The sequence below is a fragment of the Streptomyces gossypii genome, assembly GCF_025165795.1.
GTDB classification, from domain to species: domain Bacteria; phylum Actinomycetota; class Actinomycetes; order Streptomycetales; family Streptomycetaceae; genus Streptomyces; species Streptomyces gossypii.
The window spans coordinates 1-25,798 of record NZ_JAJAGO010000009.1 but is presented as its reverse complement, the minus strand read 5'-3'; the positions used below and the strand labels follow the sequence as shown (position 1 = coordinate 25,798).

The 25,798-nt window shown below is 70.3% G+C and carries 25 protein-coding genes and 1 rRNA gene; 7 read left to right on the top strand and 19 right to left on the bottom strand.

Annotation, left to right across the window (positions count from 1 at the left end; genetic code table 11):
- Positions 1 to 112 precede the first annotated feature (112 nt).
- Positions 113 to 1,321: a low temperature requirement protein A gene (locus LHJ74_RS19600; protein WP_260219410.1), complete on the bottom strand. Its 1,209-nt coding sequence runs from the start codon at positions 1,319 to 1,321 to the stop codon at positions 113 to 115.
- 177 nt (positions 1,322 to 1,498) lie between these two features.
- Here LHJ74_RS19600 and LHJ74_RS19595 point away from each other — a divergent pair, with 177 nt between their 5' ends.
- On the top strand, positions 1,499 to 3,079 hold the full coding sequence (locus LHJ74_RS19595) for an FAD-binding protein (RefSeq protein WP_260219409.1): 1,581 nt from the start codon (positions 1,499 to 1,501) through the stop codon (positions 3,077 to 3,079).
- Between the two features lie 21 nt (positions 3,080 to 3,100).
- Here LHJ74_RS19595 and LHJ74_RS19590 read toward each other — a convergent pair whose 3' ends face one another.
- The 4 genes from LHJ74_RS19590 to LHJ74_RS19575 all read right to left on the bottom strand — a co-directional run bounded on the left by LHJ74_RS19590 (position 3,101) and on the right by LHJ74_RS19575 (position 7,021).
- A complete protein-coding gene (locus LHJ74_RS19590) occupies positions 3,101 to 3,571 on the bottom strand; it encodes a hypothetical protein (RefSeq protein ID WP_260219408.1) in 471 nt (156 codons plus the stop codon).
- A gap of 85 nt (positions 3,572 to 3,656) precedes the next feature.
- Positions 3,657 to 5,411, bottom strand: coding sequence for an alpha/beta hydrolase (locus LHJ74_RS19585; protein WP_260219407.1), 1,755 nt, complete (start codon positions 5,409 to 5,411; stop codon positions 3,657 to 3,659).
- Positions 5,405 to 5,851, bottom strand: coding sequence for a hypothetical protein (locus tag LHJ74_RS19580; protein WP_260219406.1), 447 nt, complete (start codon positions 5,849 to 5,851; stop codon positions 5,405 to 5,407). Before LHJ74_RS19580 ends, LHJ74_RS19585 begins: the two co-directional genes overlap by 7 nt.
- Before the next feature lie 93 nt (positions 5,852 to 5,944).
- Positions 5,945 to 7,021, bottom strand: coding sequence for an FAD-dependent monooxygenase (locus LHJ74_RS19575; RefSeq protein ID WP_260219405.1), 1,077 nt, complete (start codon positions 7,019 to 7,021; stop codon positions 5,945 to 5,947).
- 77 nt (positions 7,022 to 7,098) lie between these two features.
- Between LHJ74_RS19575 and LHJ74_RS19570 the strand changes: the two genes are divergently transcribed.
- From LHJ74_RS19570 to LHJ74_RS19560, 3 genes are all read left to right on the top strand, one after another.
- Positions 7,099 to 7,722, top strand: a complete 624-nt coding sequence (locus LHJ74_RS19570; protein WP_260219404.1) for a TetR/AcrR family transcriptional regulator — start codon at positions 7,099 to 7,101, stop codon at positions 7,720 to 7,722.
- Positions 7,723 to 7,806: 84 nt separating this feature from the next.
- Positions 7,807 to 8,643 carry a helix-turn-helix transcriptional regulator gene (locus LHJ74_RS19565; protein ID WP_260219403.1) on the top strand — a complete coding sequence of 279 codons (837 nt, stop codon included), beginning with the start codon at positions 7,807 to 7,809 and terminating at the stop codon, positions 8,641 to 8,643.
- Entirely contained in the window at positions 8,640 to 9,617 is a 978-nt protein-coding gene (locus LHJ74_RS19560) for a pyridoxal-phosphate dependent enzyme (protein ID WP_260219402.1), read from the top strand. The genes LHJ74_RS19565 and LHJ74_RS19560 overlap by 4 nt, the downstream gene beginning before the upstream one ends.
- 111 nt (positions 9,618 to 9,728) lie before the next feature.
- Here the strand turns inward: LHJ74_RS19560 and hemB are convergent, their stop codons facing one another.
- The 6 genes from hemB to LHJ74_RS19530 all read right to left on the bottom strand — a co-directional run bounded on the left by hemB (position 9,729) and on the right by LHJ74_RS19530 (position 16,438).
- Positions 9,729 to 10,751: a porphobilinogen synthase gene (gene hemB / locus LHJ74_RS19555; protein ID WP_260219401.1), complete on the bottom strand. Its 1,023-nt coding sequence runs from the start codon at positions 10,749 to 10,751 to the stop codon at positions 9,729 to 9,731.
- A complete protein-coding gene (locus tag LHJ74_RS19550) occupies positions 10,748 to 12,556 on the bottom strand; it encodes a bifunctional uroporphyrinogen-III C-methyltransferase/uroporphyrinogen-III synthase (protein WP_260219400.1) in 1,809 nt (602 codons plus the stop codon). The genes hemB and LHJ74_RS19550 overlap by 4 nt, the downstream gene beginning before the upstream one ends.
- Positions 12,553 to 13,548 (bottom strand): hydroxymethylbilane synthase, encoded by a 996-nt coding sequence (hemC, locus tag LHJ74_RS19545; RefSeq protein ID WP_260219399.1) that lies wholly within the window; start codon positions 13,546 to 13,548, stop codon positions 12,553 to 12,555. Before hemC ends, LHJ74_RS19550 begins: the two co-directional genes overlap by 4 nt.
- Positions 13,545 to 15,020: a glutamyl-tRNA reductase gene (hemA, locus tag LHJ74_RS19540; protein ID WP_260219398.1), complete on the bottom strand. Its 1,476-nt coding sequence runs from the start codon at positions 15,018 to 15,020 to the stop codon at positions 13,545 to 13,547. The genes hemC and hemA overlap by 4 nt, the downstream gene beginning before the upstream one ends.
- Positions 15,017 to 15,928 (bottom strand): redox-sensing transcriptional repressor Rex, encoded by a 912-nt coding sequence (locus tag LHJ74_RS19535; protein WP_260219397.1) that lies wholly within the window; start codon positions 15,926 to 15,928, stop codon positions 15,017 to 15,019. The genes hemA and LHJ74_RS19535 overlap by 4 nt, the downstream gene beginning before the upstream one ends.
- Before the next feature lie 273 nt (positions 15,929 to 16,201).
- The gene (locus LHJ74_RS19530) at positions 16,202 to 16,438 is read right to left on the bottom strand and encodes a glutaredoxin family protein (protein WP_260219396.1); all 237 of its coding nucleotides are present in this window, start codon (positions 16,436 to 16,438) and stop codon (positions 16,202 to 16,204) included.
- 157 nt (positions 16,439 to 16,595) lie between these two features.
- On the opposite strand from LHJ74_RS19530, the gene LHJ74_RS19525 reads away from it, so the two are divergent.
- The 3 genes from LHJ74_RS19525 (at position 16,596) to LHJ74_RS19515 (ending at position 20,284) form a co-directional block, all read left to right on the top strand.
- Positions 16,596 to 17,495: an HAD family hydrolase gene (locus LHJ74_RS19525; protein WP_260219395.1), complete on the top strand. Its 900-nt coding sequence runs from the start codon at positions 16,596 to 16,598 to the stop codon at positions 17,493 to 17,495.
- A 389-nt stretch (positions 17,496 to 17,884) separates the two neighbouring features.
- Positions 17,885 to 18,700, top strand: a complete 816-nt coding sequence (locus LHJ74_RS19520; protein ID WP_260219394.1) for an ECF subfamily RNA polymerase sigma factor, BldN family — start codon at positions 17,885 to 17,887, stop codon at positions 18,698 to 18,700.
- A gap of 213 nt (positions 18,701 to 18,913) precedes the next feature.
- Positions 18,914 to 20,284, top strand: a complete 1,371-nt coding sequence (locus tag LHJ74_RS19515) for a DUF5667 domain-containing protein (protein ID WP_260219393.1) — start codon at positions 18,914 to 18,916, stop codon at positions 20,282 to 20,284.
- 64 nt (positions 20,285 to 20,348) lie between these two features.
- Here LHJ74_RS19515 and LHJ74_RS19510 read toward each other — a convergent pair whose 3' ends face one another.
- From LHJ74_RS19510 to rrf, 8 genes are all read right to left on the bottom strand, one after another.
- A complete protein-coding gene (locus LHJ74_RS19510) occupies positions 20,349 to 21,371 on the bottom strand; it encodes a lysophospholipid acyltransferase family protein (protein ID WP_260219392.1) in 1,023 nt (340 codons plus the stop codon).
- On the bottom strand, positions 21,364 to 22,440 hold the full coding sequence (locus tag LHJ74_RS19505; RefSeq protein ID WP_260219391.1) for an NAD-dependent epimerase/dehydratase family protein: 1,077 nt from the start codon (positions 22,438 to 22,440) through the stop codon (positions 21,364 to 21,366). Before LHJ74_RS19505 ends, LHJ74_RS19510 begins: the two co-directional genes overlap by 8 nt.
- 127 nt (positions 22,441 to 22,567) lie before the next feature.
- A complete protein-coding gene (locus LHJ74_RS19500) occupies positions 22,568 to 22,666 on the bottom strand; it encodes a 30S ribosomal protein bS22 (protein ID WP_003948845.1) in 99 nt (32 codons plus the stop codon).
- Positions 22,667 to 22,861: 195 nt separating this feature from the next.
- Positions 22,862 to 23,071 carry a helix-turn-helix domain-containing protein gene (locus tag LHJ74_RS19495; RefSeq protein ID WP_121518344.1) on the bottom strand — a complete coding sequence of 70 codons (210 nt, stop codon included), beginning with the start codon at positions 23,069 to 23,071 and terminating at the stop codon, positions 22,862 to 22,864.
- A gap of 199 nt (positions 23,072 to 23,270) precedes the next feature.
- Positions 23,271 to 23,624 carry a phosphatase gene (locus tag LHJ74_RS34605; protein ID WP_511262220.1) on the bottom strand — a complete coding sequence of 118 codons (354 nt, stop codon included), beginning with the start codon at positions 23,622 to 23,624 and terminating at the stop codon, positions 23,271 to 23,273.
- Positions 23,625 to 23,724: 100 nt separating this feature from the next.
- Positions 23,725 to 24,906 (bottom strand): acetoin utilization protein AcuC, encoded by a 1,182-nt coding sequence (locus LHJ74_RS19490; RefSeq protein WP_260219390.1) that lies wholly within the window; start codon positions 24,904 to 24,906, stop codon positions 23,725 to 23,727.
- A 23-nt stretch (positions 24,907 to 24,929) separates the two neighbouring features.
- Complete coding sequence (locus LHJ74_RS19485) at positions 24,930 to 25,577, bottom strand: HAD family hydrolase (protein WP_260219389.1); 648 nt, start codon at positions 25,575 to 25,577, stop codon at positions 24,930 to 24,932.
- Between the two features lie 95 nt (positions 25,578 to 25,672).
- Positions 25,673 to 25,789, bottom strand: a 5S ribosomal RNA gene (gene rrf / locus LHJ74_RS19480).
- Positions 25,790 to 25,798 lie beyond the last annotated feature (9 nt).

Sequence of the window (25,798 nt, the reverse complement as noted above, 5' to 3'; positions counted from 1 at the left end):
TCCGGCCGGGGGCGCGTCCGGCCGGGGGCGGCGGTGCAGGCCACCGCCGCCCCCGGCGCACTCGAAGACGACCCGGGCCACACCGGCCATCTGATCTGCTCCGCCGGACGGCTCAATGCGCGTGGCGGATCCGCTCGCGGGCCTCAGCGAAACGGGCGGTCTCGAACACCACCAGCCCGGCCATCGCCGCCGCAAGCACCCCGAGCGAGGCCAGCGCCGGGATATGCGGTCCGATCAGCAGCATCGACAGCAGCGCGACGGCCAGCACGCCACGCTCCACGTTGAGTACGTGCAGCACCCGCCACTTGAACACCACATGCGCCAGCAGATACAGCACAACCCCCACCGTCAGCGCGAAGAGGCCGATGCCCTTCAGCGGGTCGGCGAGGTCATGGTGCTCCGTGTCACCGACGTACTCCAGCACCTTCTTCAACCCCAGCGCGAGCAGCACCACACCGCCGATCAGGGGCAGATGCAGATAGCTGTAGGCGTCCCGCGCCAGCCGGGGCCGCTCGGCCACCGGGGTGCTGGAGAAAGCCTGTTCGGCGAGCAGCGAAGTCACGTCGAAGTAGGACCACCACAGGGATGAGGCCAGCGTCAGCCCGAGCACCGCGGCAACCACGATCGGCCAGGAGATGGGCCGCTCGGCCATCCCGACGCTGATGGCCACGATCGACTCGCCCAGCGCGATGATCAGGATGAGCCCGTGCCGCTCGGCGAAGTGCCGGGCCGAGCGGATCCGCCAGCCACGGGCTCCGCCCAGGTAGTTGCCCAGATAGTCGGCCACCAGCGCCGCCGCCCACAGCACCGTCTGCACCGTGCCGTGGGTCCCCGCCGCGAACAGCAGCAGCGTGGTCGCCGACAGCATCGACGGCAACAGGCGCAGCAGCTGGCCGCGCAGCCCGCGATCTCCGGCGGCGATGAACCAGAACAGCACGATGTGCACGGCGCGGAACAGGAAGTAGCAGACGGCCATGACCACCGGCCCGTGCAGGCCGCCGGGGCCGTCCTCGAACGCCTCCGGAATGCTCAGCGCGAGCACGAACATGACCGTCATCCCGGTGAGCATGGCCAGCCGGGCGACCCCCTCGTCCGCGCGGACCACGTTGCCGACCCACGCGTAGCACACCCAGCTCCACCACAGCAGCCCGAAGATCAGCGCGCCGCGCAGCATCCCGTGCCAGGACAGGTCCTCGGCCATGAACGCGGTGACCCCGGTGAGTGCGAACACGAACACCAAGTCGAAGTACAGCTCCAGCGGCGTCACCGCGCCGCCCTCATACTGCGTTTCCAGTCTCATCCGGCCGCCGGTTTGATTCACGGCGATATCGTTACATGTCGGGCCGTTCGCCTCGGGAGACCGTGCGGACCCGCATCGGCCGGACGGGTGGGCCGCCGCTGCCGAACGGATGACCGGGCGGCGCGCACGCCCACACGGCCGCCCACCCTGCGTAACGTCTCAGGCTCTGCCACGGCCCGCCGCCGAGAGGACCGCGCCATGCGCCCGCAGCCGACCCGACGTACCGCGCTCAACAGCCTGGCCGGACTTGCTGGAGTCGCCGGAGCGGCCGGAGCGGTGGTGACGGGTTTCCACCCGTCGGCCCGCGCCTGGGCCACCGACCGGGACAGCGGCGGCGCCAGTCACGGCGGCAGCCCGCCCTGGGAGGCAGTCCCGCCGCTGGACGGCACCCTCCACACCGACGACGCCGCACGCGCCGCCGCAGCCGACGATTTCGGCCACATCGTCCACCGGACACCCGCCGCCGTGCTGCGGCCCGGCTCGGTCGACGACATCGTCACCATGGTCCGCTACTGCGGCAGGCACCGGATCCCCGTCGCCCCGCGCGGGCAGGCACACGCGACACACGGCCAGGCCCAGACGGAAGCGGGCCTCGTCATCAAGACCTCACCCCTCGCGGACATCGGCCCGGTGCGGCACGGTTCGGCGGGGCACGGTTCGGCGGGGCACGGCACCGTGACGGTCGGCGCGGGCGCCAAATGGAGCGACGTCACCAAGGCAACGCTGGCATCAGGGCTCACACCGCCCGTCTTCACCGACTACCTGGAACTCTCCGTCGGCGGCACCCTCTCCGTCGGCGGACTCGGCGGCCAGACCCACCAGCACGGCGCCCAGACCGACACCGTGACCGAACTCCAGGTCGTCACGGGAGCCGGAGAACTGGTGCGCTGCTCACCCACCCGGCACCGCGACCTGTTCGACGCGGTCCGCGCCGGGCTCGGCCAATGCGCCATCATCGTCTCCGCCACACTCCGCCTCGTCCGCGCGCCCCGGACCGTACGGCACTACCTCCTGCCATACACCGACCTGGGCACCTTCCTGGCAGACCAGCGGCTACTTGTCGAACAACGCCGCTTCTCGTACGTGGAGGGCCAGATCGCGGCTGACGACACCGGCGCGTACCGCACCTACCTTCTGGAAGCCGTCGCCTACGGCCCACCCGCCGGGCCCGAGCCGGACGACGAACTGCTGCTGCACGGCCTGCGCTTCGACCCGGCGGGCAAGGAAACCGAGGACCTCGACTACTACAGCTTCCTGGACCGGCTCGGGCCCGTATTCACCGAACAGAAGGAATCCGGGCTCTGGGACTACGCGCACCCCTGGCTGAACCTCCTGCTCCCCGGCGACGCCACGGAGTCCCTGGCCGGGGACATCCTGCGCGATCTCACCCCCGACGACGTCGGACCGGGCGGCGTCGTCCTCCTCTACCCCCTGCAACGCAAGCGCCTCCACACGGAGTTGCTGCGCATGCCCCCGCACGACCCGACGCCCTACCTGCTGGCCGTCCTGCGCGCGTGTCCTCCGGACGACCACGCCACGGTGCGGCGTCTCCTCGCGGCCAACCGCACCGCGTACGAAGCGGTCCGCGACCATTGCGGCAAACGGTATCCGGTGGGCTCCATCCCCACCCACCCCCACGACTGGCCCACCCACTTCGGCCCCACGTGGCCCGCCTTTCGCGCCGCGAAGCACCGCTACGATCCTCACGGGGTGCTCACCCCTGGCCAGCGCATCTTCTCTGACGCTGGGCGACGTCACCGCCCGGATCAGTCGACGTAGGCCCACGAATCGGGCCAATCATCAATGTTGCTCGCCGCCTCGGATGGAACGTTTATAGCACTCCGACACGAGGTTCACATGAATGAGCGGCTTCCTGTTTGCACCTGTCCTATGCCAGATAATGTGCACCGCATGTTTTTCTCCTTTATTCTCGGCGAAGATCTCCGGGTCTTCGTTTCGTGATCGCGCTGGCCCGTCTTTTGTGATTGTCCAGCCATGCCCTGGCAGTCCCTTTCTGAAGTTCTGCATACCTTGCTCCAGAGCTCTATTCGAAATGCCGTAAATCGACCACGGATGCCGGACAATATAGTACTCCCGGAAGTTCGGATCCACATCCTCACACACTGCAATGCCGGGTCCAGAATCAGTGACCTTCCCCTTGATTCCAGCCATATCGAGGAGTTCGCTGGAAATTTTCCTGGTCACACTTTTACCCGCTTCCACCTCACGCACTTGAGGTTTATAGGGCAGCTTAGGTTCCTCTTCGCTCATGACGGCGCATCCAATCGAAGACAAAAGGGAGATGCTGACTGCCAGCTTCGCGAACCTGCTGGCCGATGGATATCTGTGGCAGCACTTAATCACCCCTGACCACTCTTCCATACTCCCCAACGATGACGTTGGACTGATTCTCAAGACTCGTCGACCCAGAATCCCAATAACCACTATGTCCCAATGTATCTGTCTGCATGCGCTGAGCACCGAACCTCTCATCACTGGGAATGACTCCGCCCTCTCCCAAGCCCGACAGGCGGCCACCGAGGCCGACAAGGTCGTCATCGCGCGCAGTCATGGTCCAGGTGTGCTCGCTTCCCGTGTCCAAGGCCTCAGAGTGAGGCACCTGCATCCCGGGACTGGCAACAGCAACAATGTCGTCGGCGGCGAGTTTTCCTTGCTTCGATCCTTCGCCGACAGTGGTCGTTCCATAGCTGTGACCGACGACTGTGGTGTGGCTCGCGTCTGCGCCGCCCTGGGCAGTTGCGGTCGACTGAAGGAAATCGTTCAGCCTTGGGCCGCCAGCCGCTGCGTAGCTTCCGGAACCGGCGTGCGGAACATCTTCCGGGGGCCTATAATCCAACCAAGTGATAGTCGATACATCGCTGTCAGGCGCAAGTGCATCGCTCGACCTCCACAGCGTTTCGCCACGGTTGATGTCCCCATGGATGTTTCCGAGGCCAGCGCCCGTTCCGGGGACATAGACTGCGGTATGGTCAGCGGTATCCGGGTTGCCATTGGCGATGATCACCCTGCCACGCCCCTCACCCTCGACGTCAAACCCCAAAAGATAAGCTTCGGGGAGGCCGTCTTGACCTGTTCTCGCGAAGCGGTTTTCGATGGCGTCCATCCCTCTGAGGGCGGATTCGAGGCGGGCCTTCTTGTCGCCGTATTTTTCCTCCCATGCGCGCCGCGCATCTTGTTGTTCGCGCCAGTCGCGGCTTTGGGAGCCGCCCGGGTGGGCGTAGAGGCCGGTGGGTTTGGGTGGGATCGCTGCTAGGGCCGTCTCGTAGTGGCCCTTCTTCTGGGCGAGGACCGTGCGGTTCGCCTCGTCGCGGATGTCGGCGGGGAGGCCGTCGAGGGAGCCGATGGAGGCGGGGTAGAGGGAGGCGTAGTCGGCCTTCTGCTGAGCAGAGAGGCTCTGCCACCATTCGGCGTTGCGCTCCGGGTCGTTGCCCTTCGGAATGGCGCCCTTGTCGAGGTATTCCCCCGCGATGGACTGGACCGCGCGTTGGTCGCCGTGGACGTCTGACCAGTCGCCGCTGCTCACGGTCAGATCGTTCTGGGCCTTCAGGCGCCGGAGTTTCGGTGCCCAGCGCCTGTCGGCTTCCGTCGCGTCTGCGAGTGCGTCGCCGATGCGGTCCGCGAATGCCTGGGCTTTCACCCGGTCCGAATCCGGGGCGGCAAGCGGTACCCAACTGTCCTGGCCGGTCACGCCCCGGAGCGCGGTGAAGGGGGATTTCTCCGACGTCCAGCTCACGGAGCCGTCCTTCTCGTCGACCTGGAAGCCCGCGTTCTCCGCTTCCTCCTCGGCTGTTGTGAGCTTCGTCTTTGCCGCCCGGAGTTCTGCGGCGAGCCCGTTCAGTGCCGCGCTGAGCAGGCCGCATTCGACCTGTGTGTAGTGGAGGTTCTCGGCGAGCCGGGTGAGTCGGGTCCGGGCCGCGGTGGCGCCCTCGCCGAGCAGCCCGTCGGCCGACATTTCGAACGCCTTGGCGACGATCTGGTGGGACAGGTGGTCCTTCGCCTCGCGGGCCGCGCTGCTGACCTCGTGGTAGCCGTCCGCCGCCTGTTCGAAGCGGGACGGCTGAAGGTCGCGCAGCGTCCGGTAGCTCACCATCCCCGGTCACCGCCCCTGCGGGGGTGTTCGGGTCTGGTCAGCTGTTCCGCGAACGCGTGTCCTGTCGCTTGGTCGTTCTTGTAGTGGTCGTTGCCCGCCTTGTGCAACTTGCCGGTCAGTTCGGCGCATTCGCGGCCGAGCAGGCGCAGGTACCGTTCCCAGGACCGGTAGGCCGCCAACTGGGCTGTGCCGCTGGTGAGTCCGGTGACGGGGGCTGTGCCCGCGCCGAGCCCGGCCTGTTGCTCGTCCAGCTGGGCGGTGGCCCGCTTCAGGCTTTGGTGCAGGGAGTTGACGCCCTCGGATGCCGAAGTCCACAGCTCTCTGTCGGACTTCATCCCTCCCAGGTCGCTGCCGGGGCCGCGGCTGCCGGGGCCGCCGCCTGGGCCTTCGCCCTCGTCTCCGACGAAATCCAGGATCGCCGAACGCAAACCGACCCCCACGCCATGCCTCCGTCGTCACGTCGCTCCGGGCATCGCCCGGCCGAGGTGATCAACGACGTTGCGGACCAGTGGTGTCGGCTGTGAAGGAGTCGCTCACCCGGGCGGGCGGCTCACCGCAAGGGCCACCCGCATCGCCGCGTTGCGCAGGGGCGCCGCGCCGGGCGTGTGCACCAGCTGGTTCAGCAGCCGGGAGGCGCGGGCCATCCACTGGGTGGTGCGGCGGCGCTGCGCGTCGTAGGCAGTCAGCGCGTCGCCCACCGCGTCGTGCGTGGTCAGTGCGCGGGCCAGGGTGACACCGTCGATCAGCGCCTCGCAGGCGCCCCGTCCCAGGGCGGGTGTCATCGCGTGGGCCGCGTCGCCGATGAGGGCAGTGTGTCCACTGACGTAGCTGGGCAGCGGCCGGGCGAGATCGTGGAGGTCGTGGCGGAGCACGCCGGCTCCGCCTTCGTTGTCGAGCTCGTCCAGGACGCGGCGGACGCCCGGGTGCCAGTGGCCGAAGCGGGTGCGCAGGGTGGCGAGGTCGCCGCCCGGGGCGGGAGCGTGTTCGGGGGCGCGGACGCAGGCGAACCAGTTGGTACGTCCCGCCGTGTGCGGAGTGACGCCGAAGCGGGCAGCGGTACCCCAGGTCTCCACGACGCGCGAGGTGTCGCCGTCCACGATGCCGCGCCAGGAGGTCACACCGGTGTACCGGGTGCCGTACTCGCTGCCGAACAGGGTGGTGCGGGCCTGGCTGTTGATGCCGTCGGCGGCGATCACCACGTCGTACCCGGTCAGTTCGCGGACGTCGGTCACCTGCTCGCCGAAGCGGATGGCGCCGTCCTGCTCCAGCGGGGCGGCGAGGGCGTGCAGCAGAGGCGCGCGGGAGATGAGGTACATGGGGTCGCCGTGGTGGCGTTCCATCGCGTCGACGTCGACGTCCGCGATCCGGCTGCCGTCGGCTCGTACGAAGCCGCCGCCCGTCTGGGCACGGCCGAGGGTGCGGACGGTGGCGCCGACTCCGATGCTGTCGAGGGCGTGCAGGGCGCTGGGCCAGATGCCGAGGGCGGTGCCGGTCCGGGGCAGCCCGGCGGCGCGTTCTCGCACCTCGACGTCCCAGTCGCGGGCGCGCAGGTGAAGCGCGGCGGCGAGCCCGCCGATGCCGCCTCCGACGATAATCGCTGACTTGGCCATACCTCCAGGCTACTATATTTGTAGTGCCCGGCCGGTATGGACCCCGTAAGCAATCCCAGAGGCGGAGGAGAGTACGAATGCCGGGCAGGCGGGACGAGGTTCTGGACGCGGCGATGGAGGTGCTGGGTTCCGGCGGGCTGCGCAGGCTGACCTACCAGGCGGTGGACGGAGCCGCGGGCGTGCCGGCAGGCACCACGTCCAACCACTTCCGCACCCGGGACGCCCTGGTGGACGGGGTCGTCGCCCACATGGTGCTGCTCGACCAGCGGGACTGGGAAGTGTTCAGCGGCCCCGGGTGGCAGGGTGCGGGAGGCACGGAGGGGGAGGCGGGCGCGCAGGGGGCGCAGGCGGCACGGGGGTCCCAGCAGGGCTCGGAGGCGCTCGCGGCAGCGCTCGCCCGCGTCGTCCTGCATTTGCTCGGGCCGGGCCGGGCGCGCACAACCGCCCGGTACGCGCTCCTCCTGGAAGCCGTCGCCCGCCCCTCCCTCCGTGACCCGCTCACACGTGGGCGGGAGTCGCTGACCCGATGGGGAGCGGAATGGCTGCGGGAGCTGGGCTCGCCCACGCCGCAGGCGCACTGCCGAAGCCTGTACGACTATCTGGACGGGTTGCTGCTACACCAGATCGGCATGCCTACGGAGGGGTTCGACCCCGAGCCCGATATCCGTACCGTCCTGACCGCCTTCCTTCCCCGGGACTGACCGGCGCTTCTCCGGTCCCTGCCCGGCGGACCGACGGACCGACGGACTGGACTTTTAGTCCAGTGCATATACTCTGAGTCCAGCATGCTGCTCCGGGCGACCGGCGTGGCCAACGTGACGGGGGTGGCGGCAGAAGTGGCGGAGACGCACGGCGTGCCGACCGGGCGGCGGGGGCAGGAGCCGGAGCCGGAGCAGAAACAGGGACAGCAGCGGGCGCGGAAGCAAGAGCAGGACGCGATCATCGACGCACTGGCCCCCGTCGTCGACGGGATCGTCGCGACCCTGGGGCCGTTCTGCGAGGCGGTGGTCCATGACTTCCGCCGCCCCGAGCACTCCGTGGTCGCCCTCGCGGGATCGGTCACCGGGCGCAGTGTCGGCGGGTCGATGAGCGAGATCGGGATGGGCCTGCTCGCCCGGGGCGACGACGCGTCCGACGAGCTGAACTACCTCACCCGCACCCAGGACGGGAGCCTCGTCAAGTCCTCCACGATGGTGCTGCGTGATTCCGCAGGCGCGGTGTTCGGGGCGCTGTGCGTGAACCTCGACGTCACCGCGGTCAACCAGGCCCATGCCCTCATCGGCGGGCTCGCGGGTGTCGCGAGCCCGGTCGCCGCCGCGCCGACCACCACCTTCGGCGACGACGTGGACACCGTGGTGGACGCGATCGTCGACGCCCACCTGCTGCGGCAGAACAAGCCGTGGACTGGCCTGAGCCGGGCGGAACGGCTCGAGCTGTTCGGCAGCCTGCACGAGCACGGGGTGTTCGCCGTACGCGGCGCCGCCCGGCAGGTTGCCTCCCGGCTCGGCATCTCCCGCGCCTCCGTCTACAGCTATCTCGCGAAGGTCCGCGACCGGTCCCCCACGGACGGCGACGCACCCCGAACCGACAAGGAATCCGGCCCCCAGGGAGCTGAAGCATGACGACAACACCCCCGATCACCCTCCAGGACGTCCGCGACGCCGCCGCGCAGCTCAAGGGGATCGTGCACCGCACGCCCGTGCTGCGTTCGCGCACCCTGGACGCGCTCGTCGGCGCGCAGGTCTTCCTCAAGTGCGAGAACTTCCAGCGCGTCGGGGCGTTCAAGTTCCGGGGCGCCTACAACGCCGCCTCCCGCCTGTCACCGGAGCAGCTGGCCCGGGGCGTCGCCGCGTACTCCTCGGGGAACCACGCCCAGGCCGTCGCGCTGGCCGCGCGGGAGCTGGGCAGCAGCGCCGTCATCCTGATGCCCGAGGACACTCCGGAGTCCAAGCGCGAGGCGACCGCCGGGTACGGCGCGGAGATCGTCACCTATGACCGCTACACGGGCGACCGGGCCGCCCTCGGCAACGCCATGGCCGCCGAGCGCGGACTGACGCTGATCCCGCCGTACGAACATCCGCATGTGATCGCCGGGCAGGGGACGGCCGCGCTGGAACTGACGGAGGATGTCGGCGCCCTCGACGCGCTGGTGGTGCCGGTCGGCGGCGGCGGGCTGATCGCCGGGAGCGCCACGGTGGCGAAGGGCCTGCTGGAAGGGGTCCGGGTGATCGGCGTCGAGCCGGAGGCGGGGGACGACACCAAGCGGTCGCTGGAGGCGGGCGAGCGCGTCTCCGTCCCCGTGCCGCGCTCCATCGCGGACGGCCAGGCGATCCAGACTCCCGGCGAGCTGACCTTCTCCGTCAATCGGCGGCTGGTGGACGGGATCGCCCTGGTCACGGACGCCCAGATCCGCGACGCGATGCGGCTGGCTTTCGAGCGGCTGAAGATGGTCGTGGAGCCGAGTGGCGCGAGCGGGCTGGCGGCTCTGCTGGCCGGCCGCATCGACTGGGCGGGCGAGACTCCGGCCCGCATCGGTGTGATCCTCTCCGGCGGCAACATCGACACCGGCCGCTTCGCGGAACTCTGCGCGACCTGAGCCCGGGGAGAGCAGGGGCAGGACTCCCTGCCCGCTACGCCGACGGGCCGACGCACGCCCCAGGCGTTCGGCGGAAGACCGGGGCGCGGTCGGCAGGTGCGGCGGGCCGCGTCAGCGGGAGTCGTGCTGGAGGAGGGCCGCCGCCTCGGTTGCCCAGTAGGTGAGGATCATGCTCGCACCTGCCCGCTTGAAGCTGGTCAGGGTTTCCAGGATGGCGCGCTCGCGCTCCACCCAGCCCTTCTCGGCGGCGGCTTCGAGCATCGCGTACTCGCCGGAGATCTGGTAGACGCCGACCGGTACGTCCGCGCGCTCCGCGATCTCCCGCAGGATGTCGAGGTAGGGCAGGCCCGGCTTGACCATCACCATGTCCGCGCCCTCGGCCAGGTCGAGGGCGAGTTCGCGCAGCGCCTCCCGGGCGTTGGGCGGGTCCTGCTGGTAGGTCTTGCGGTCGCCCTTGAGTGACGAGCCGACGGCCTCACGGAAGGGCCCGTAGAAGGCCGAGGTGTATTTCGCCGTGTAGGCGAAGAGGGAGACGTCCTGGTGTCCCGCTTCGTCGAGCGCGGCGCGCGCGTGGCCGATCTGGCCGTCCATCATGCCGCTGGCGCCCAGCACGTGGGCGCCCGCGTCGGCCTGGACGCGGGCCATCTCGGCGTACCGCAGCAGCGTGGCGTCGTTGTCCACCCGGCCCTGCGCGTCCAGGACACCGCAGTGCCCGTGGTCGGTGTACTCGTCCAGGCACAGGTCGGACATGATGACCAGTTCGTCGCCGACCTCCGCCCGTACGTCCCGCAGGGCGCGCTGGAGGATGCCGTCGGGGTCGGTGCCCTGGGAGCCGATCGCGTCCTTCTCCTCGGGCACGCCGAAGAGCATGATCCCGGACACGCCCGCCGCCACGGCCTCCACGGCCGCCTTGCGCAGCGTGTCCCGGGTGTGCTGCACGACGCCCGGCATGGCCGCGACCGGTACCGGCTCGCTGATGCCCTCCCGCACGAAGGCGGGCAGGATGAGGTCGGCCGGGTGCACCCGGTGCTCGGCGACCATGCGGCGCATCGCGGGGGTGCCGCGCAGGCGGCGCGGGCGTACGGCGGGGAAACCGCCGTAGCCCGAGCCGGGGTCCGTGTCTGCGGTGTTCACGATGTCCGGGCCCTCCTCCTGGTCGGCCGCTTCTCGCTCGGCCGCTTCACCACGTCGCCCGCCTCGACGGCTTCGGCGCGGCGCTTCTGCCCGAACTCGGCCAGCGCCTCGGCGAGCTTGTGCACGGACGGCTCGGGGGACAGCACGTCCACCCGCAGCCCGTGCTCCTCCGCCGTCTTCGCGGTGGCGGGACCGATGCACGCGATGACGGTGACGTTGTGCGGCTTGCCCGCAATGCCGACAAGGTTACGCACCGTGCTCGACGACGTGAAGAGCACCGCGTCGAACCCGCCGCCCTTGATCGCCTCACGGGTCTCGGCGGGCGGCGGCGAGGCACGTACCGTCCGGTACGCGGTGACGTCGTCGACCTCCCAGCCCAGCTCGATCAGACCGGCGACGAGAGTCTCGGTGGCGATGTCGGCCCGCGGCAGGAAGACCCGGTCGATCGGGTCGAAGACCGGGTCGTAGGGCGGCCAGTCCTCCAGCAGCCCCGCGGCCGACTGCTCGCCGCTCGGTACGAGATCCGGCTTGACGCCGAAGTCGATCAGCGCGCCGGCGGTCTGCTCGCCCACCGCCGCGACCTTGATCCCGGCGAAGGCCCGTGCGTCGAGCCCGTACTCCTCGAACTTCTCCCGCACCGCCTTCACCGCGTTGACCGAGGTGAACGCGATCCACTCGTACCGGCCGGTGACCAGGCCCTTGACGGCACGTTCCATCTGCTGGGGCGTACGCGGCGGTTCGACTGCGATGGTGGGCACCTCGGCGGGCACCGCGCCGTACGAGCGCAGCTGGTCGGAGAGCGACGCCGCCTGCTCCCTGGTGCGAGGCACCAGGACCTGCCAGCCGAACAGCGGCTTGGATTCGAACCAGGCCAGCTGTTCCCGCTGGGCGGGGGAGCTGCGCTCGCCGACGACGGCTATCACCGTCTGCCCGCCGTCACCCGAGGGCAGCACCTTCGCCGCCTTGAGGGTCTGGGCGATGGAGCCGAGCGTCGCCGTCCAGGTGCGCTGCCGGGTCGTGGTACCGGCGAGGGTGACGGACAGCGGAGTGTCCGGCTTGCGCCCGGCGGCCACCAGTTCCCCGGCGGCACCGGCCACGGTGTCCAGCGTGGTGGAGACGACGAGGGTCGCGTCGCTCGCGCCGGTCTCCGTCCAGCATCTGTCGTCGGCGGTACGGGCGTCGATGAAGCGGACGTCCGTGCCGTGTCCGTCGCGCAGCGGAACTCCGGCGTACGCGGGCACGCCCACGAGGGTCGCCACACCGGGCACCACCTCGAAGGTGATGCCCTCGGCGACGAGCGCCAGCATCTCCTGGGCGGCGTCCGCGTCCAGCCCCGGGTCGCCCACTACGGCACGGACGACCCGCTTGCCGCTGCGCGCGGCCGCCATGACAATATTTGCCCAATCGCCAGCGCTGACAGGCGTAGTTGGGGTCTGGCCGTTGGCGCTCCGGGCGGTCTGCCGATCGGCGGACTGCCCGTTGGCGGACGGGCCGGTGGAGTTCCCGTCGGCATGCGGGGCATCGGCGTGCGACGCGTCGGTCGGTGTCGCGTCTGTCGCGTCGCTCCATGGTGCCCTGGCCAGCGGTGTGTCCACCCCCGCCCGCGCGTGGGGGCGCACGATCTCGTGCACCTGCGGGTCCGCGACCAGCACATCGGCCCGCGAGAGCGCCTCCACGGCGCGCAAGGTGAGCAATCCGGGGTCTCCGGGCCCGGCACCGAGGAAGGTGACGTGCCCGTGGGCACCGTAGAGGTGGTGAGTCGTCGAGGACTGCGTCTTCGACGACCGGGCGGCGGTGGGGCTCAAAGTGCTCGCTCCCCCATCAGACCGGCCGCGCCCTTGGCGAGCATCTCGTCGGCGAGTTCGCGGCCCAGTCGCTCGGACTGGAACACGGCTTCGGCGGCGGACGCCAGTACGGGGCCGGTGGTGGACAGCTGCACCAGCGTGGTGCCGTCGGTTGTGCCGACGACGCCGCGCAGGCGCATTTCGGTGGCAGCCTGCCCGTCGACCAGCAGGTCGGCCAGCGCCCCCACAGGTGCGCTGCAGCCGGCCTCCAGGGCGGCGAGCAGGGTTCGCTCAGCGGTCACGGCGGCCCGTGTGTACGGGTCGTCGAGCTCGGCGAGCTGTGCGGCCAGATGCGTGTCGGTCGCCACGCACTCGACCGCCAGTGCCCCCTGGCCGGGGGCGGGCAGCATTACGTCCGGGGTGATCAGCTCCGTGGCTTCGTCGAGCCGGCCGATACGGTTCAGCCCGGCGGCGGCGAGGACGATCGCGTCGAACTCTCCGGAGCGGACGTACCCGATCCGCGACTCGATATTCCCACGAATGGGGACCGTGTCCACCTCGGCACCGAGCGAGCGTGCCCAGGCGTTCAGCTGTGCCGTCCGCCGCGGCGAGCCCGTACCTATGCGCGGAGGGCTCGTGGCGGACCGCACCAACTGCTCGAAATCCAGGCCATCACGGGCGATCAGCGCGTCGCGGGGGTCCCCGCGGGGCGGCACGGCCGCGATCACCAACTCCGGCGGCTGGGTCGTCGGCAGGTCCTTGAGGGAGTGCACAGCGAGGTCTATCTCACCTTTGGCGAGTGCCTCACGCAGTGCGGAGGCGAAGACTCCGGTACCGCCGATCTGCGCCAGGTGCTCGCGGCTGGTGTCCCCATGGGTCGTGATGCCGACCAGCTCGACCGTACGGCCGGTGGCCTGGCGCAACTGCTCGGCGACAAGGCCGGATTGCGCCATGGCCAACGAGCTGCGGCGGGTGCCCAGCCTGAGGGCTGCGGTGCTACTGGGCCTGGTCATGGCCGCTCCTGTTCCGGGTTGCTGACGGCCGCGACAGCCTGCGGGTCGAGATCGAACAGCTCGCGCAGCGCGTCGGCGTAACCGGCACCGCCGGGCTCACCCGCGAGCTGCTTGACCCGTACGGTCGGCGCGTGCAGCAGCTTGTCGACAACGCGACGCACCGTCTGGGTGATCTCGGCACGCTGCTTCTCGTCCAGCCCCTGCAGGCGGCCCTCCAGCCGTGCCATCTCCTGGACCACGACATCGGAGGCCATCGCGCGCAGGGCTACCACGGTGGGCGTGATCGTCGCGGCACGCTGGGCGGCCCCGAACGCGGCCACTTCGTCCGTGACGATACCCCGCACGGCGTCCACGTCAGCCGCCATCGGGGCATCGGCGGACGCCTCGGCGAGGGACTCGATGTCGACGAGGCGTGCTCCGCCGACGTGGTGGACGGCCGCGTCGATGTCGCGGGGCATCGCCAGGTCGAGCAGCGCGAGCCGGGTACCAGGGGTGCCGGAACCAGGGGGGGTGCCGGCGGCCTCATCGCGCGTAGCGAGGGCGGTACGCACCGCGTCGGCCGTCAGGACGAGGCCGGTCGCGCCCGTGCAGGAGACGACGAGGTCGGCGAGCGCCAGCTCGGCGGGGACCTCCTCGACGGGCACGGCACGCGCGCTCAGCGCCCCGGACGGTGTGCTCGCGGGCGTGCTGCCGACGGCTGGGGCGAGCCCGGCGGCGGGGGCCGCGCCCGGCACGAAGGCGGGAGCGGGGGCGGGGCCGGCACCCGGCGCCGGACCGGCGTCGGTGAGGCTCGCCGCCAGCCGCCGCGCACGCGACAGGGTGCGGTTGGCGATCACCAGTTCGGCGGCACCGCAGCGGGCGAGGGTCGTCGCGGCCAGCGAGGACATCGAACCGGCCCCGATCACGAGCACGCGTCGGCCGGTCACCCAGCCCGCCACGTCCTGCCCGCCCGCGAGGGTCTCCAGCCCGACCGTGACGAGGGACTGCCCCGCCTTGTCGATGCCGGTCTCGGAGTGTGCCCGCTTGCCGACCCGCAGGGCCTGCTGGAAGAAGTCGTTGAGGAGCCGCCCGGCCGTGTGCTGCTCCTGGGCGACGGCGAGGGCGTCCTTTATCTGGCCGAGGATCTGACCCTCGCCGACGACCATCGAGTCCAGCCCGCAGGCCACCGAGAACAGGTGGTGGACGGCCCGGTCCTCGTAGTGCACATACAGATAAGGCGTCAGCTCGTCCAGGCTGACACCGCTGTGCTGGGCGAGCAGGGTGGACAGATCGGCGACACCGGCGTGGAACTTGTCCACGTCGGCGTACAGCTCGATGCGGTTGCACGTCGAGAGCACCGCCGCCTCGGTGGCGGACTCGGCGCCGACGGTGTCCTGCAGCAGCTTGCCGCGCAGGCCGCTCTCCAGCGCGGCGCGCTCCAGCACGCTCACCGGGGCGCTGCGGTGGCTCAGACCGACGACCAGAAGGCTCATGCCGGCATCACGGCGGGCACGTCCCCGTCAGGTCCCGCTTCCGGCCGCTTGGCGGCCATTCCGGCAGCAGCTCCGGCAGCGTCCGCCACCGGCACCGCGTCCGTCTCGGCAGCCGTGCCGGGTGGTCCGGTGGCGCCGGACTTCTGGCCCGCGGCCGTCTTCCCGCTCGCCCTGGGGACCTTGGTCACCGTCGCGGCGGGCGGAGCCGCGGGAGGCGCGGACTCCTCCTCGGCCGGGGCCTCCTCGCCCGCCTTCCGCTGCTCGTGGAAGGCGAGGATCTGGAGTTCTATCGACAGGTCGACCTTCCGCACGTCCACGCCCTCGGGCACGGAGAGCACGGTGGGCGCGAAGTTGAGGATCGAGGTGATGCCGGCCGCGACGAGCCGCTCGCAGACCTGCTGCGCGGAACCGGCCGGGGTGGCGATGACGCCGATGGAGACGCCGTTGTCCGAAATGATCTTCTCGAGCTCGTCCGTGTGCTGCACCGGAATGCCCGCCACGGGACGCCCGGCCATCTCCGGGTCGGCGTCGATGAGGGCGGCCACCCGGAAGCCACGGGAGGCGAACCCGCCATAGTTGGCGAGCGCGGCTCCGAGGTTTCCGATACCGACGATCACGACCGGCCAGTCCTGGGTCAGGCCCAGTTCGCGGGAGATCTGGTAGACGAGGTACTCGACGTCATAGCCGACACCGCGCGTCCCGTACGAGCCGAGGTAGGAGAAATCCTTGCGGAGCTTCGCGGAGTTGACCCCGGCCGCAGCGGCCAGCTCCTCGGACGAGACAGTGGGCACCGAACGCTCGGAGAGGGCGGTGAGGGCACGCAGGTACAGCGGGAGGCGCGCGACCGTGGCCTCGGGAATCCCTCGGCTCCGGGTCGTCGCCGGTCGGTGAGTTCGGCCAGTTGCCACGGTGCTCCTGCCGGTTGCGCGAAGCGGTGAGCGGTCGCACACCACGCACGTCTCTGCGCCTGCGCCCGGACCGCTCCGTCGCGCCCAGGCTATGCCTTTGTGAACGCGTGCACAAAGATGGTGTCCGCTTTGTCCGGTCAACGTGACCGGCGCCACATGCACCAAGGGGGACACGCGGTAACACTCCTCACATGTACGCCCCCGGACGGCAAAACGACCTCGATGATAATCGAATTCCGGCCGATTCCGGACCGAGCGGGCGGCAGGCCGCCCTCAGCCGACCAGCGCCCTGCGCAGCCGTTCCGGGTCGACCCGCCAGAAATCGTGCTGCTCGCCGTCCACCAGCACCACCGGGATCTGCTCCCAGTAGAGGCGGTACAGCTCCTGGTCCTGATTGATGTCCTTCTCCTCCCAGACGGCTCCCGTCTCGGCGCAGACCCTGACGACGGTGTCCCGCGCGACCTCACAGAGATGGCATCCGGGCTTCCCGACCAACGTGACCTTCTTCATGCGGTCCATTGTCCGCCCCCCGCCCGCCCGGTATCCGCCCACCCGGTATCCGCCCGCCGTGCCGCCTCGCGGCTCGTACCCCAATCGTTCTCCGTCCGGCATCCGTCCGGCATCCGCGCGTAAGGGCCCAGGTCGGCGGACTGACTATGCTCGCGGTATGGCCGTTCCGTCCTGGCTCACTCCTCGTAGGCGCTCCGCGACCGCGCGGAGCGTCCTTGCGGGCGAGGCCGCCGCCGAGGCTGCCCGCAAGCAGGAAGAAGAGGCACCGGAGTTCCCCGTCGCCGGGGACACCCGGGCCGCCGCGTTCTTCGATCTCGACAACACCGTCATGCAGGGTGCCGCCCTCTTCCACTTCGGTCGCGGGCTCTACAAGCGCCGGTTCTTCCGCAAGAGCGAACTTGTCCGCTTCGCCTGGCAGCAGGCGTACTTCCGCCTCGCGGGCTCGGAGAACGCCGGGCACATGCAGGACGCACGGGACAGCGCCCTGTCGATCGTCCAGGGCCACCGGGTCTCCGAACTGACCGCGATCGGCGAGGAGATCTACGACGAGTACATGGCGGGCAGGATCTGGCCGGGCACCCGCGCGCTCGCTCAGGCCCACCTGGACGCCGGGCAGAAGGTCTGGCTGGTCACCGCCGCGCCGGTGGAGACGGCGACGATCATCGCCCGGCGGCTGGGCCTGACCGGCGCGCTGGGCACCGTCGCCGAATCGGTCGGCGGCGTCTACACGGGCCGCCTCGTCGGCGAGCCGCTGCACGGCCCGGCCAAGGCGGAGGCCGTACGGGCGCTGGCCGCCGCCGAGCGGCTGGAGCTCGAGCGCTGCGCCGCGTACAGCGACTCGGCGAACGACATTCCGATGCTGTCACTCGTCGGTTATCCCTATGCGATCAATCCTGACAGCCGACTTCGCACGCATGCGGGCGAAATGGGCTGGCGGCTGCGTGACTACCGCACGGGGCGGAAGGCGGCGAAGATCGGCATACCGGCCGCTGCGGGAGTCGGCGCGGCGGCGGGCGGGGCCGCGGCCGCCGTGGCACTGCACCGCCGCCGGCGCTGAGAGCCCACAGGTTCCCCACCTCCCCGAGCAGGGGCGAGACCCGGTGCGACCCCAGCCGCACACACGGCGGACATGCACGGATCCGCAACGCGGTCCGGCTGTTTACCCCCGCCTGCCTCCCACCAGTCCTGCGGGACCGACTCGGCCAGAAATCGTCACTGAATCGACAATCCACGTCGCCCAAGCGATCAACACACAGTGCTTGTTCGAATTGCTATCGATTGTCAATGCGTAACAGATCAAACCGATTCGGCAATTTCAACAACTAGGTGTAGCGCTCCCTGTACGAAGCGTTATTCTCCTCAGACGCATTCCGGTACCCACACGTCCCAGCACCGGACGCAAGGTCCCGTTCTGCATGTGATGGAAGCTCTGCCTCTGGGAGTCCCGTGTACCCACACGTCGGGGTTGACACCTCGGGCCTGGCTACGCTGCGCACGACGGTCATCGGCCAACTGCGCGCCTTCGTCCCCAACGCGTACGCCGTACCCGCCCTCGCCGCAGCCGCACCTGTCCCCGCACACCCCTGCTATGCCCTGACCGACAGCAGCACCGCCACCGACGCCCGCGCAGGCTCCCGGATCACCGGGCGGCGCACCCGCGCCGGTGCGTCCGGCACCTCACCCGCGGGGCGCCGCCCCGCCGTCAGCGACACCGACGCCCGGCGCATGATGGATTTGGTCGAGCGCGCCCAAGGCGGCGAGGCGGACGCCTTCGGCTGCCTCTACGACCAGTACAACGACACCGTGTACCGCTACATCTACTACCGTGTCGGCGGCCGGGCCACGGCTGAGGACCTGACCAGCGAGACTTTCCTGCGCGCCCTGCGGCGCATCAGCACCTTCACCTGGCAGGGCCGCGACTTCGGGGCCTGGCTGGTCACCATCGCGCGCAATCTCGTCGCCGATCACTTCAAATCCAGTCGGTTCCGGCTGGAAGTGACCACCGGCGAGATGCTGGACGCGAACGAGGTCGAACGAAGCCCCGAGGAATCGGTCCTCGAAACCCTCTCCAACGCCGCCCTGCTGGACGCCGTCCACCGGCTCAACCCACAGCAGCAGGAGTGCGTGACGCTGCGCTTCCTCCAGGGCCTCACGGTGGCGGAGACCGCGCGCATCATGGGGAAGAACGAGGGCGCGATCAAGACCCTCCAGTACCGCGCCGTCCGCACCCTGGCCCGGCTGCTCCCGGAGGACGAGCGGTGACGGACGTAACGATTGGTAACTTTTCAAATACCTCCGGTCACATCATCGTGACTCCGTAACCCGACTGGCTTTCCGCTCGTTGTGGGGGATGCAGGCTCCCCGCAGTCGTGCCGCACTCCGGCCGCTCGCTCCGCGCGAGAGGACGGGTCCGGCCGCGGCACCTTCCCCTTTGTCGCGGGGGGTCGACCGTGCTGACGAGAGGAGGTGCCGCCGGTGATCGGATCGGTGTCGACGAGCCGACGGGCACGCGCCTTCGCCCAGGCCCTGGACGAGCACGGCCGCGAGCCCGACGGCTCAGCGACCGAGGACTCAGCCACAGACGGGGCGAAGGGCGAGAGGGCGACACGTGGCCGTGCCGGGACCAAGGAGGGCCGCGAAGCCGGGCAGTCCCCACTGCTCACCGTGGCGGGCGGGCTGCGGGCGCTGCCCAGGCCCGAGCTGGATCCGAAGGTCAAATCCGTCCAACGGGCCCAGCTCATCGCCGCCATGGAGTCCGCCTGCACCGAAGGCGCCCTCGCCGGAGGAGCCGCCCGTACGGGCAGGGACGCCACCGTCCCGGAACAACGTGCCGCCGGCAGGGCCGACGCCGCCGGTGCCACAGGTGCCGCCCGCGCGGGCCGTACGGGCCGGGGCGCACACCGCGCGCCACCGCTGGGCGTCCTGAGCAGACTCCGTCCCAGGTCACGGCTGGGCAAGCGGCTCGCGGCGGGCGGGCTCAGCGTCGGGGTCGCGGCCAGCGCCCTCGGCGGAGCCGCCGTCGCCAGCTCGGACGCGCTCCCCGGCGACACCCTCTACGGGCTCAAGCGGGGCATGGAGGGCCTCCGGCTCGACCTGGCGGGCGGCGACGCCGACCGCGGCCAGGTCTATCTGGACAACGCCTCCACCCGGCTGCGCGAAGCCCGCCGTCTGGTGGAGCGCGGGCGGTCGGGATCGCTCGACCACGAGTCGGTGAGCGAGGTGCGCCGTGCGCTGTCCGGCATGCGCCATGACGCGGCGGAGGGCCACCGGCTCCTCAGCGCCGCATACGAACGGGACGGCAAGATCGGCCGGATGAAGTCGCTGTCGTCCTTCGCCGAGGAGCACCGGCTGCGCTGGAGCCAGCTGCGCGAGCGGCTGCCCCTGCAGCTCTCCGAAGTGGGCGAGGAGGTGAGCTCGGTCTTCGACGCCATAGAGCGGGAAGTCGGCCCCGTTCGCTCGCTGTTCGTCGCGCCACCCGAGGCGGCCACCGGCGGCGAGTCCCCGGCGGACCGCCGGCGCCTGCACGACAGGGACGCCACGCCGACACCGTCGCCCTCACCTTCGCCGGGCGCCGACGAGCGTACGGAACGGCAGGGCACCGGCACGCCGAACCCCTCCTCCTCCGAGCCGTCTCAGGACGGACTGGTCGGCGGGAAGGATCTCTTGGAGCCCTCCGAGGAGCCGAGCGACGCACACTCCGAGCGCCCTGCCGGGTCCGCCGGGAGCGCCGAATCCGGCGAGCCCGGCGAGTCCTCCCAGTCCCGGACTCCCGCGCCGGACATCACCCTGCCCCCGCTGGTCCTGCTGCCCGGGCTGGGAAGTGACACGGAGGAGCCACCGCAGTGAGGCGACGACGCTGACGCACTGAGGCGGGCGGTGCGGGCGTGGCGGCGCCCGCACTTCCGCACTCTCAGAAGAAGACCGAGCGCCGCCGCACCAGCAGTTCGTAGAGCGTGTGCTGAATCGTCTCCCGCACCTGATCCGTCAGGTTGAACATCAGCATCGGATCTTCCGCCGCCGCCGCCGGATATCCGTCGGTCGGAATCGGCTCCCCGAACTGGATGATCCACTTCGTCGGCAGCGGCACCGCCCCCAGCGCGCCCAGCCAGGGGAAGGTAGGAGTGATCGGGAAGTAGGGGAGGCCCAGAAGCCGGGCCAGCGTCCGGGAATTGCCGACCATCGGGTAGATCTCCTCCGCCCCGACGATGGAGCACGGCACGATCGGGGCACCAGCCCGCAGCGCCGTCGACACGAAGCCGCCACGCCCGAAGCGCTGCAACTTGTAGCGCTCCGCGAAGGGCTTGCCGATCCCCTTGAAGCCCTCGGGCATCACACCGACGACCTCACCGCGCTCCAGGAGCCGCTGCGCGTCCTCGGTACAGGCCAGCGTGTGGCCCGCCTTCCGTGCAAGCTCGCTCACCACCGGAAGCGTGAAGACCAGATCGGCGGCGAGCAGCCGGAGCGCCCGGCCGGCGGGGTGGTGGTCGCGCACGGCGACCTGCAGCATCAGCCCGTCCAGCGGCACGGTGCCGGAGTGGTTCGACACCAGCAGGGCGCCACCGGTGTCGGGGATGTGCTCGATTCCCCGCACCTCGACTCGGAAGTAGTTCTCGTACATCGGCCGCAGGAACGACAGCAGCACCTGGTCGGTGAGCTCCGCGTCGTAGCCGAACTCGTCGACCTCGTACTCGCCGGTGAGCCGGCGCCGCAGGAACGCCAGCCCCTGCGCGACCCGCTCCTCCCAGCCGCCACCGGCCGGGCCGGTGCCGCCCTCGGCCTCGGAGGCATCCTCAGCGCCGGAGGGGTCGCCCGTGCCCGTGGCCTCACCCGCTTCGCCCTGGCCCGGCCACGCGTCGTGCTGCGGCTCGGACGCGCCCGCCGTACGCCGCCGACGCCGGTCGTCGTCGAACGGAATGACCTTCGCGTCAGCCATGACTGCCCGGCTCCTTCTCCTCATGCCGCTCTCCGGACAACCCCGCCAGTCCGGCGGCGACCCGGTCGACCGTACGGCCGACCGCCTCCGGGGGCAGCAGTCCGCAGCCGTAGCCGCGGGCGAAGTCCTCCAGCGTCTCCGCCGTGCTGTGCCGGGGCTCGAACCCGAGGACTTCGCGCATCCGCGCCGTCCGTACCACTCGTCCGTGTGTCAGCATCCCGATCTGCTCCGGAGAGAAATCCGTGAGGCCCGCCGTGCGCATCGCCGAGCCCGCCCAGCGGATCGCGGGCGACAGCAGCGGCAGCGTCGGCCTGCCCAGCCGCCGGGCGCACTGCGACAACAGCAGCACACCGGCGCCCGCGATGTTGAACGTGCCCGCGTGGAACCTGCCGCGCGCGGGCTCACCCGAGACCATGCGCAGTACCTCGACCGCGTCGTCCTCGTGCACGAACTGCAGGCGGGGGTCGTGGCCGAGCACCGTCGGCAGCACCGGCAGCGTGAAGTAGTCGCCCATCGGCGAATCGACAGTCGGGCCCAGTACGTGGGCGAAGCGCAGCACGGTGACCGCGACATCGGGCCTGCGGCGGCTGAAGCCCCGCACATAGCCCTCGACCTCCACCACGTCCTTGGCGAAGCCGCCGCTCGCCGGCGCCTTGGGCTCGATGCCCTCGTCGAAGACGGCCGGGTCCCGCGGGGCGGAGCCGTACACGCTCGTGCTCGACTTCACCACCAGCCTGCGTATCTCCGGCGCCTTCTGGCAGGCCCCGAGCAGCTGCATCGTGCCGATGACGTTGGTCTCCTTGACCGAGGCGCGGCTGCCGCGCGGCGTCAGGGGCGTGCCGTGGATGTCCATGTGCACGACGGTGTCGACGCGGTGTTCCGCGAGCACTCCGGCAATGGCGGGCTGCCGGATATCGGCCCGTACGAACTGTGCGTCGCCCAGTTGGTGCACAGGCGTCCGGACATCGACGCCGATCACCCGGTCGACGTCCGGCTCTCGTTGGATCCGGCCCACGAGAAGGCCGCCGAGCTGCCGGGCGACGCCCGTCACCAGCACGACTCTGCCCACGATCTCTTCCCCCTGCTCAGCGGTGGGCAACGTGGCGAACGAGCCCGGATGAGACAGAACCGCCGCTCTCCCCCGCGCACACCACGGTGCGGGACGGAGAGCGGCGGTCAACGAACGGCGCGCTCGCTCACTTCTTGTTGCGGCGCTGTACGCGCGTGCGCTTGAGCAGCTTGCGGTGCTTCTTCTTCGCCATCCGCTTACGCCGCTTTTTGATAACAGAGCCCACGACTACCCTCGCTCACGGATCAACCCCACAGGCGTGGGGTGAACTCATCTCGAATCACTCGGTGCGGGGCGTCCGAGCCCACACGACCTACATAGGGGTCAGCCTACCCGCCACCGAGTGATGGTCGTAATCCGCGCCCGTCGCGGGTCCCTGCCGGCCGTCCGTGATCAAGGACGGCCGGTGCCGGGAAGGGCACTAAGCGCTTTCCACCCCCACATACGATTCCTGGAGGTAGTCATGAACGGCCTGCTCTGGGACCCGGAAAGACCTGCCCACCCGGATCGCCGGCAGATGACCGCTGTGCACCAAGCGGTACACGGTCATCTTGGACACTCGCATCACCGCGGCGACTTCCGCCACGGTCAAGAACACGACCTCGTTGAGAGGCCTTTCGCCAGCAGCCATGTCACACCTGACCTTCCGCACATGTCGGGCACCGGCTTCCCCTCCGGTGACTCCTGCTCGCATGTGCGCTCCTCCCCAGATTAGGGGCGGGTGATGCAAGTGAGGAAGAGGAGCAACGATCGGTCTCCTACTGTGACAGACAGGCTCATTGAGTACATAGCGAGTCATCGCAGGGTAGTTGGCGGAATGCGCACAGTCATCAAGGGGGAGGGTGGCGGGCACCCGCCCCGCAGCCCGGACGACGAACAGCGCCGAGTCGCCCGCGTCGGCGCGCCCGATGACCTCGATGCCCGGCTGACCTGCGGCGCAGACCCCGCCATGACCCCGCGGCCGCCGGCGCGGACCCGCCCCCGCCCGCGCTCGGGGCAGCGGCGAGCACGGCGCACACCGGCCACGGTGAGTGCGCGTGCGTACCGCCCACGCCTGGTACCGGCCGCCGGTCCGCCTCACGGAGCAGCGCGACGCCCCGTACGCAGGAAAGGTTGTACGGACGTACCCCGAACCGGGTCGTTTTGTCGATACGTCCCCCTGCGCCGGTGCTAGTACGGGACACCCCGGCGCCGACAGAGCAGCGGCCAAAGAAGCGTAGGCGGGCAGGAGTCGGTCCGGAACCGACGTGATGCCACCGTTCCCGGAACTGGCGCCGGGAGGTGTCAGGGAAGCAGGCCGTGGGAGGGGAAGACCGCACGACGGGTCGCCAGCACGGCCTGGTCCAGCGGGTCGGCCGGGTCGTACCCCGACTCGCCCCACACCTTCCACAGCGGTTCGCGTCCGTCCGTCATCCGCATGGGCGCCGCCACCTGCCCCGTACGCGCGTACACCGCCTGCCGCCACGTCTCCGGGACTTCGGAGCGCGGGTCGACGGGGGCACCGGCCGCGATCCCGACCAGATGCGTCCAGCTGCGCGGCACCACATCCACCACCGCGTATCCGCCGCCGCCGAGCGCCAGCCAGCGGCCTCCGGCCAGCTGGTGCGCCCAGCCGTGGCACGCTTCCGCGGCCGACCGCTGCGCGTCGACGCTGACGGCGAGATGTGCCAGCGGGTCCTCCGCATGGGTGTCGGCCCCGTGCTGGGTCACGAGCACCTGCGGTGAGAACGCCTCCAGCAGCTCCGGCACGACGCCGTGCAGCGCCCGCAGCCAGCCACCGTCGCCCGTGCCAGGCGGCAGCGCCACGTTCACCGCTGTGCCCTCCGCGTCCGGACCGCCGGACTCCTGCGGCCAGCCGGTGCCCGGGAAGAGGGTGCCGGGGTGCTCGTGCAGCGAGATGGTGAGCACCCGGGGATCGTTCCAGAAGGCGGTCTCCACACCATCCCCGTGATGCACGTCCACATCGACATACGCGACGCGCTCCGCTCCCAGCTCCAGCAGCCTGGCGATGGCGAGCGCGGGATCGTTGTAGATGCAGAAACCGGACGCCGAGCCGGGCATCGCATGATGCAGCCCGCCCGAGAAGTTCACCCCGTGCAGCACATCGCCGCGCCACACGGCCTCGGCCGCGGCCACCGACTGCCCCGCGATCAGCGCCGACGCCTCATGGATGCCGGCGAAGGCCGGGTCGTCCGGGGTGCCCAGGCCGTACGAGCCGTCCGCCGAGGCGGGGTCCGCGGAGACGCGGACGACGGCGTCGATGTAGTCCTGGCGGTGGACGAGACACAGCGTGGAAGCTCCGGCCGCGGGGGCTCGTACGACCTTCAGCTCCGGCGCGCGGTCCAGTCCGTACGCCTCGACCAACCGCATCGTCAGCGTGAGGCGGACCGGATCCATGGGGTGACCGGGACCGAAGTCGTAGCCACTGACCGCCTCGTCCCACATCACCTGCGCGCCACCGCTCATCCCGACACCGTACCTGTCCGGAATCAGCGGGCGAGCAGGGCCAGCAGCTCGCTCATGTCCGAGAACAGGTGAGTGGCTCGGGAGAGCTTGGCGCGGGGGGTCATCGCGGCATATCCGTACACATCCATTCCGGCCGCGCGAGCCGCCTCCACCCCGAGCGGGCTGTCCTCCACCACGGCGCACCGGGCTGGGGGCACGCCCATGGCCTCGGCCGCGTGCAGGAACAGATCGGGCGCGGGCTTGCCGCGTCCCACGTCCTCCGCACTGAAAATCCTGGCGTCGTCGAAGTGGGTGTCCAGCCCGGTCTTGTGCAAGGCCACGCGTATGCGCTCATGAGAGCCGGAGGACGCGAGGCAATGGGGCACGGCGTCGACTGCCAGCTTCTCCAGCACCTCGGCCACGCCGGCCACCGGCTCCAGCTCGCTGCGGAACGCGGCGAACGTCCGCTGGTGCAGGGTGTCGGTGAAGTCGTCGGGCAAGCGCTCGCCGGTACGCGCCAGCACGAGATCGTGCACGCGCTGCACGCTGCCGCCCATGTAATCCCGGAGGGCGTCCTCATAGGTGGTGGGATGGCCCAGCTCGGAAAGATAACCGGAAAGAATCCGATTGGCGAGGGGCTCGCTGTCGACGAGAACGCCGTCATTATCGAAGATGACCAAGCCGTAGCGCATGGCGCCAGCCTACGGGAGTTCTTATGGGTGCAGAAAAGGTGCACAGAAATGGGTGTGGCCCCACCGGAAACCCGGCAGGGCCACACACACAAATTGTTCGGCGGCGTCCTACTCTCCCACACACTCCCGCATGCAGTACCATCGGCGCAACAAGGCTTAGCTTCCGGGTTCGGAATGTAACCGGGCGTTTCCCTCACACTATGACCACCGAAACACAACGA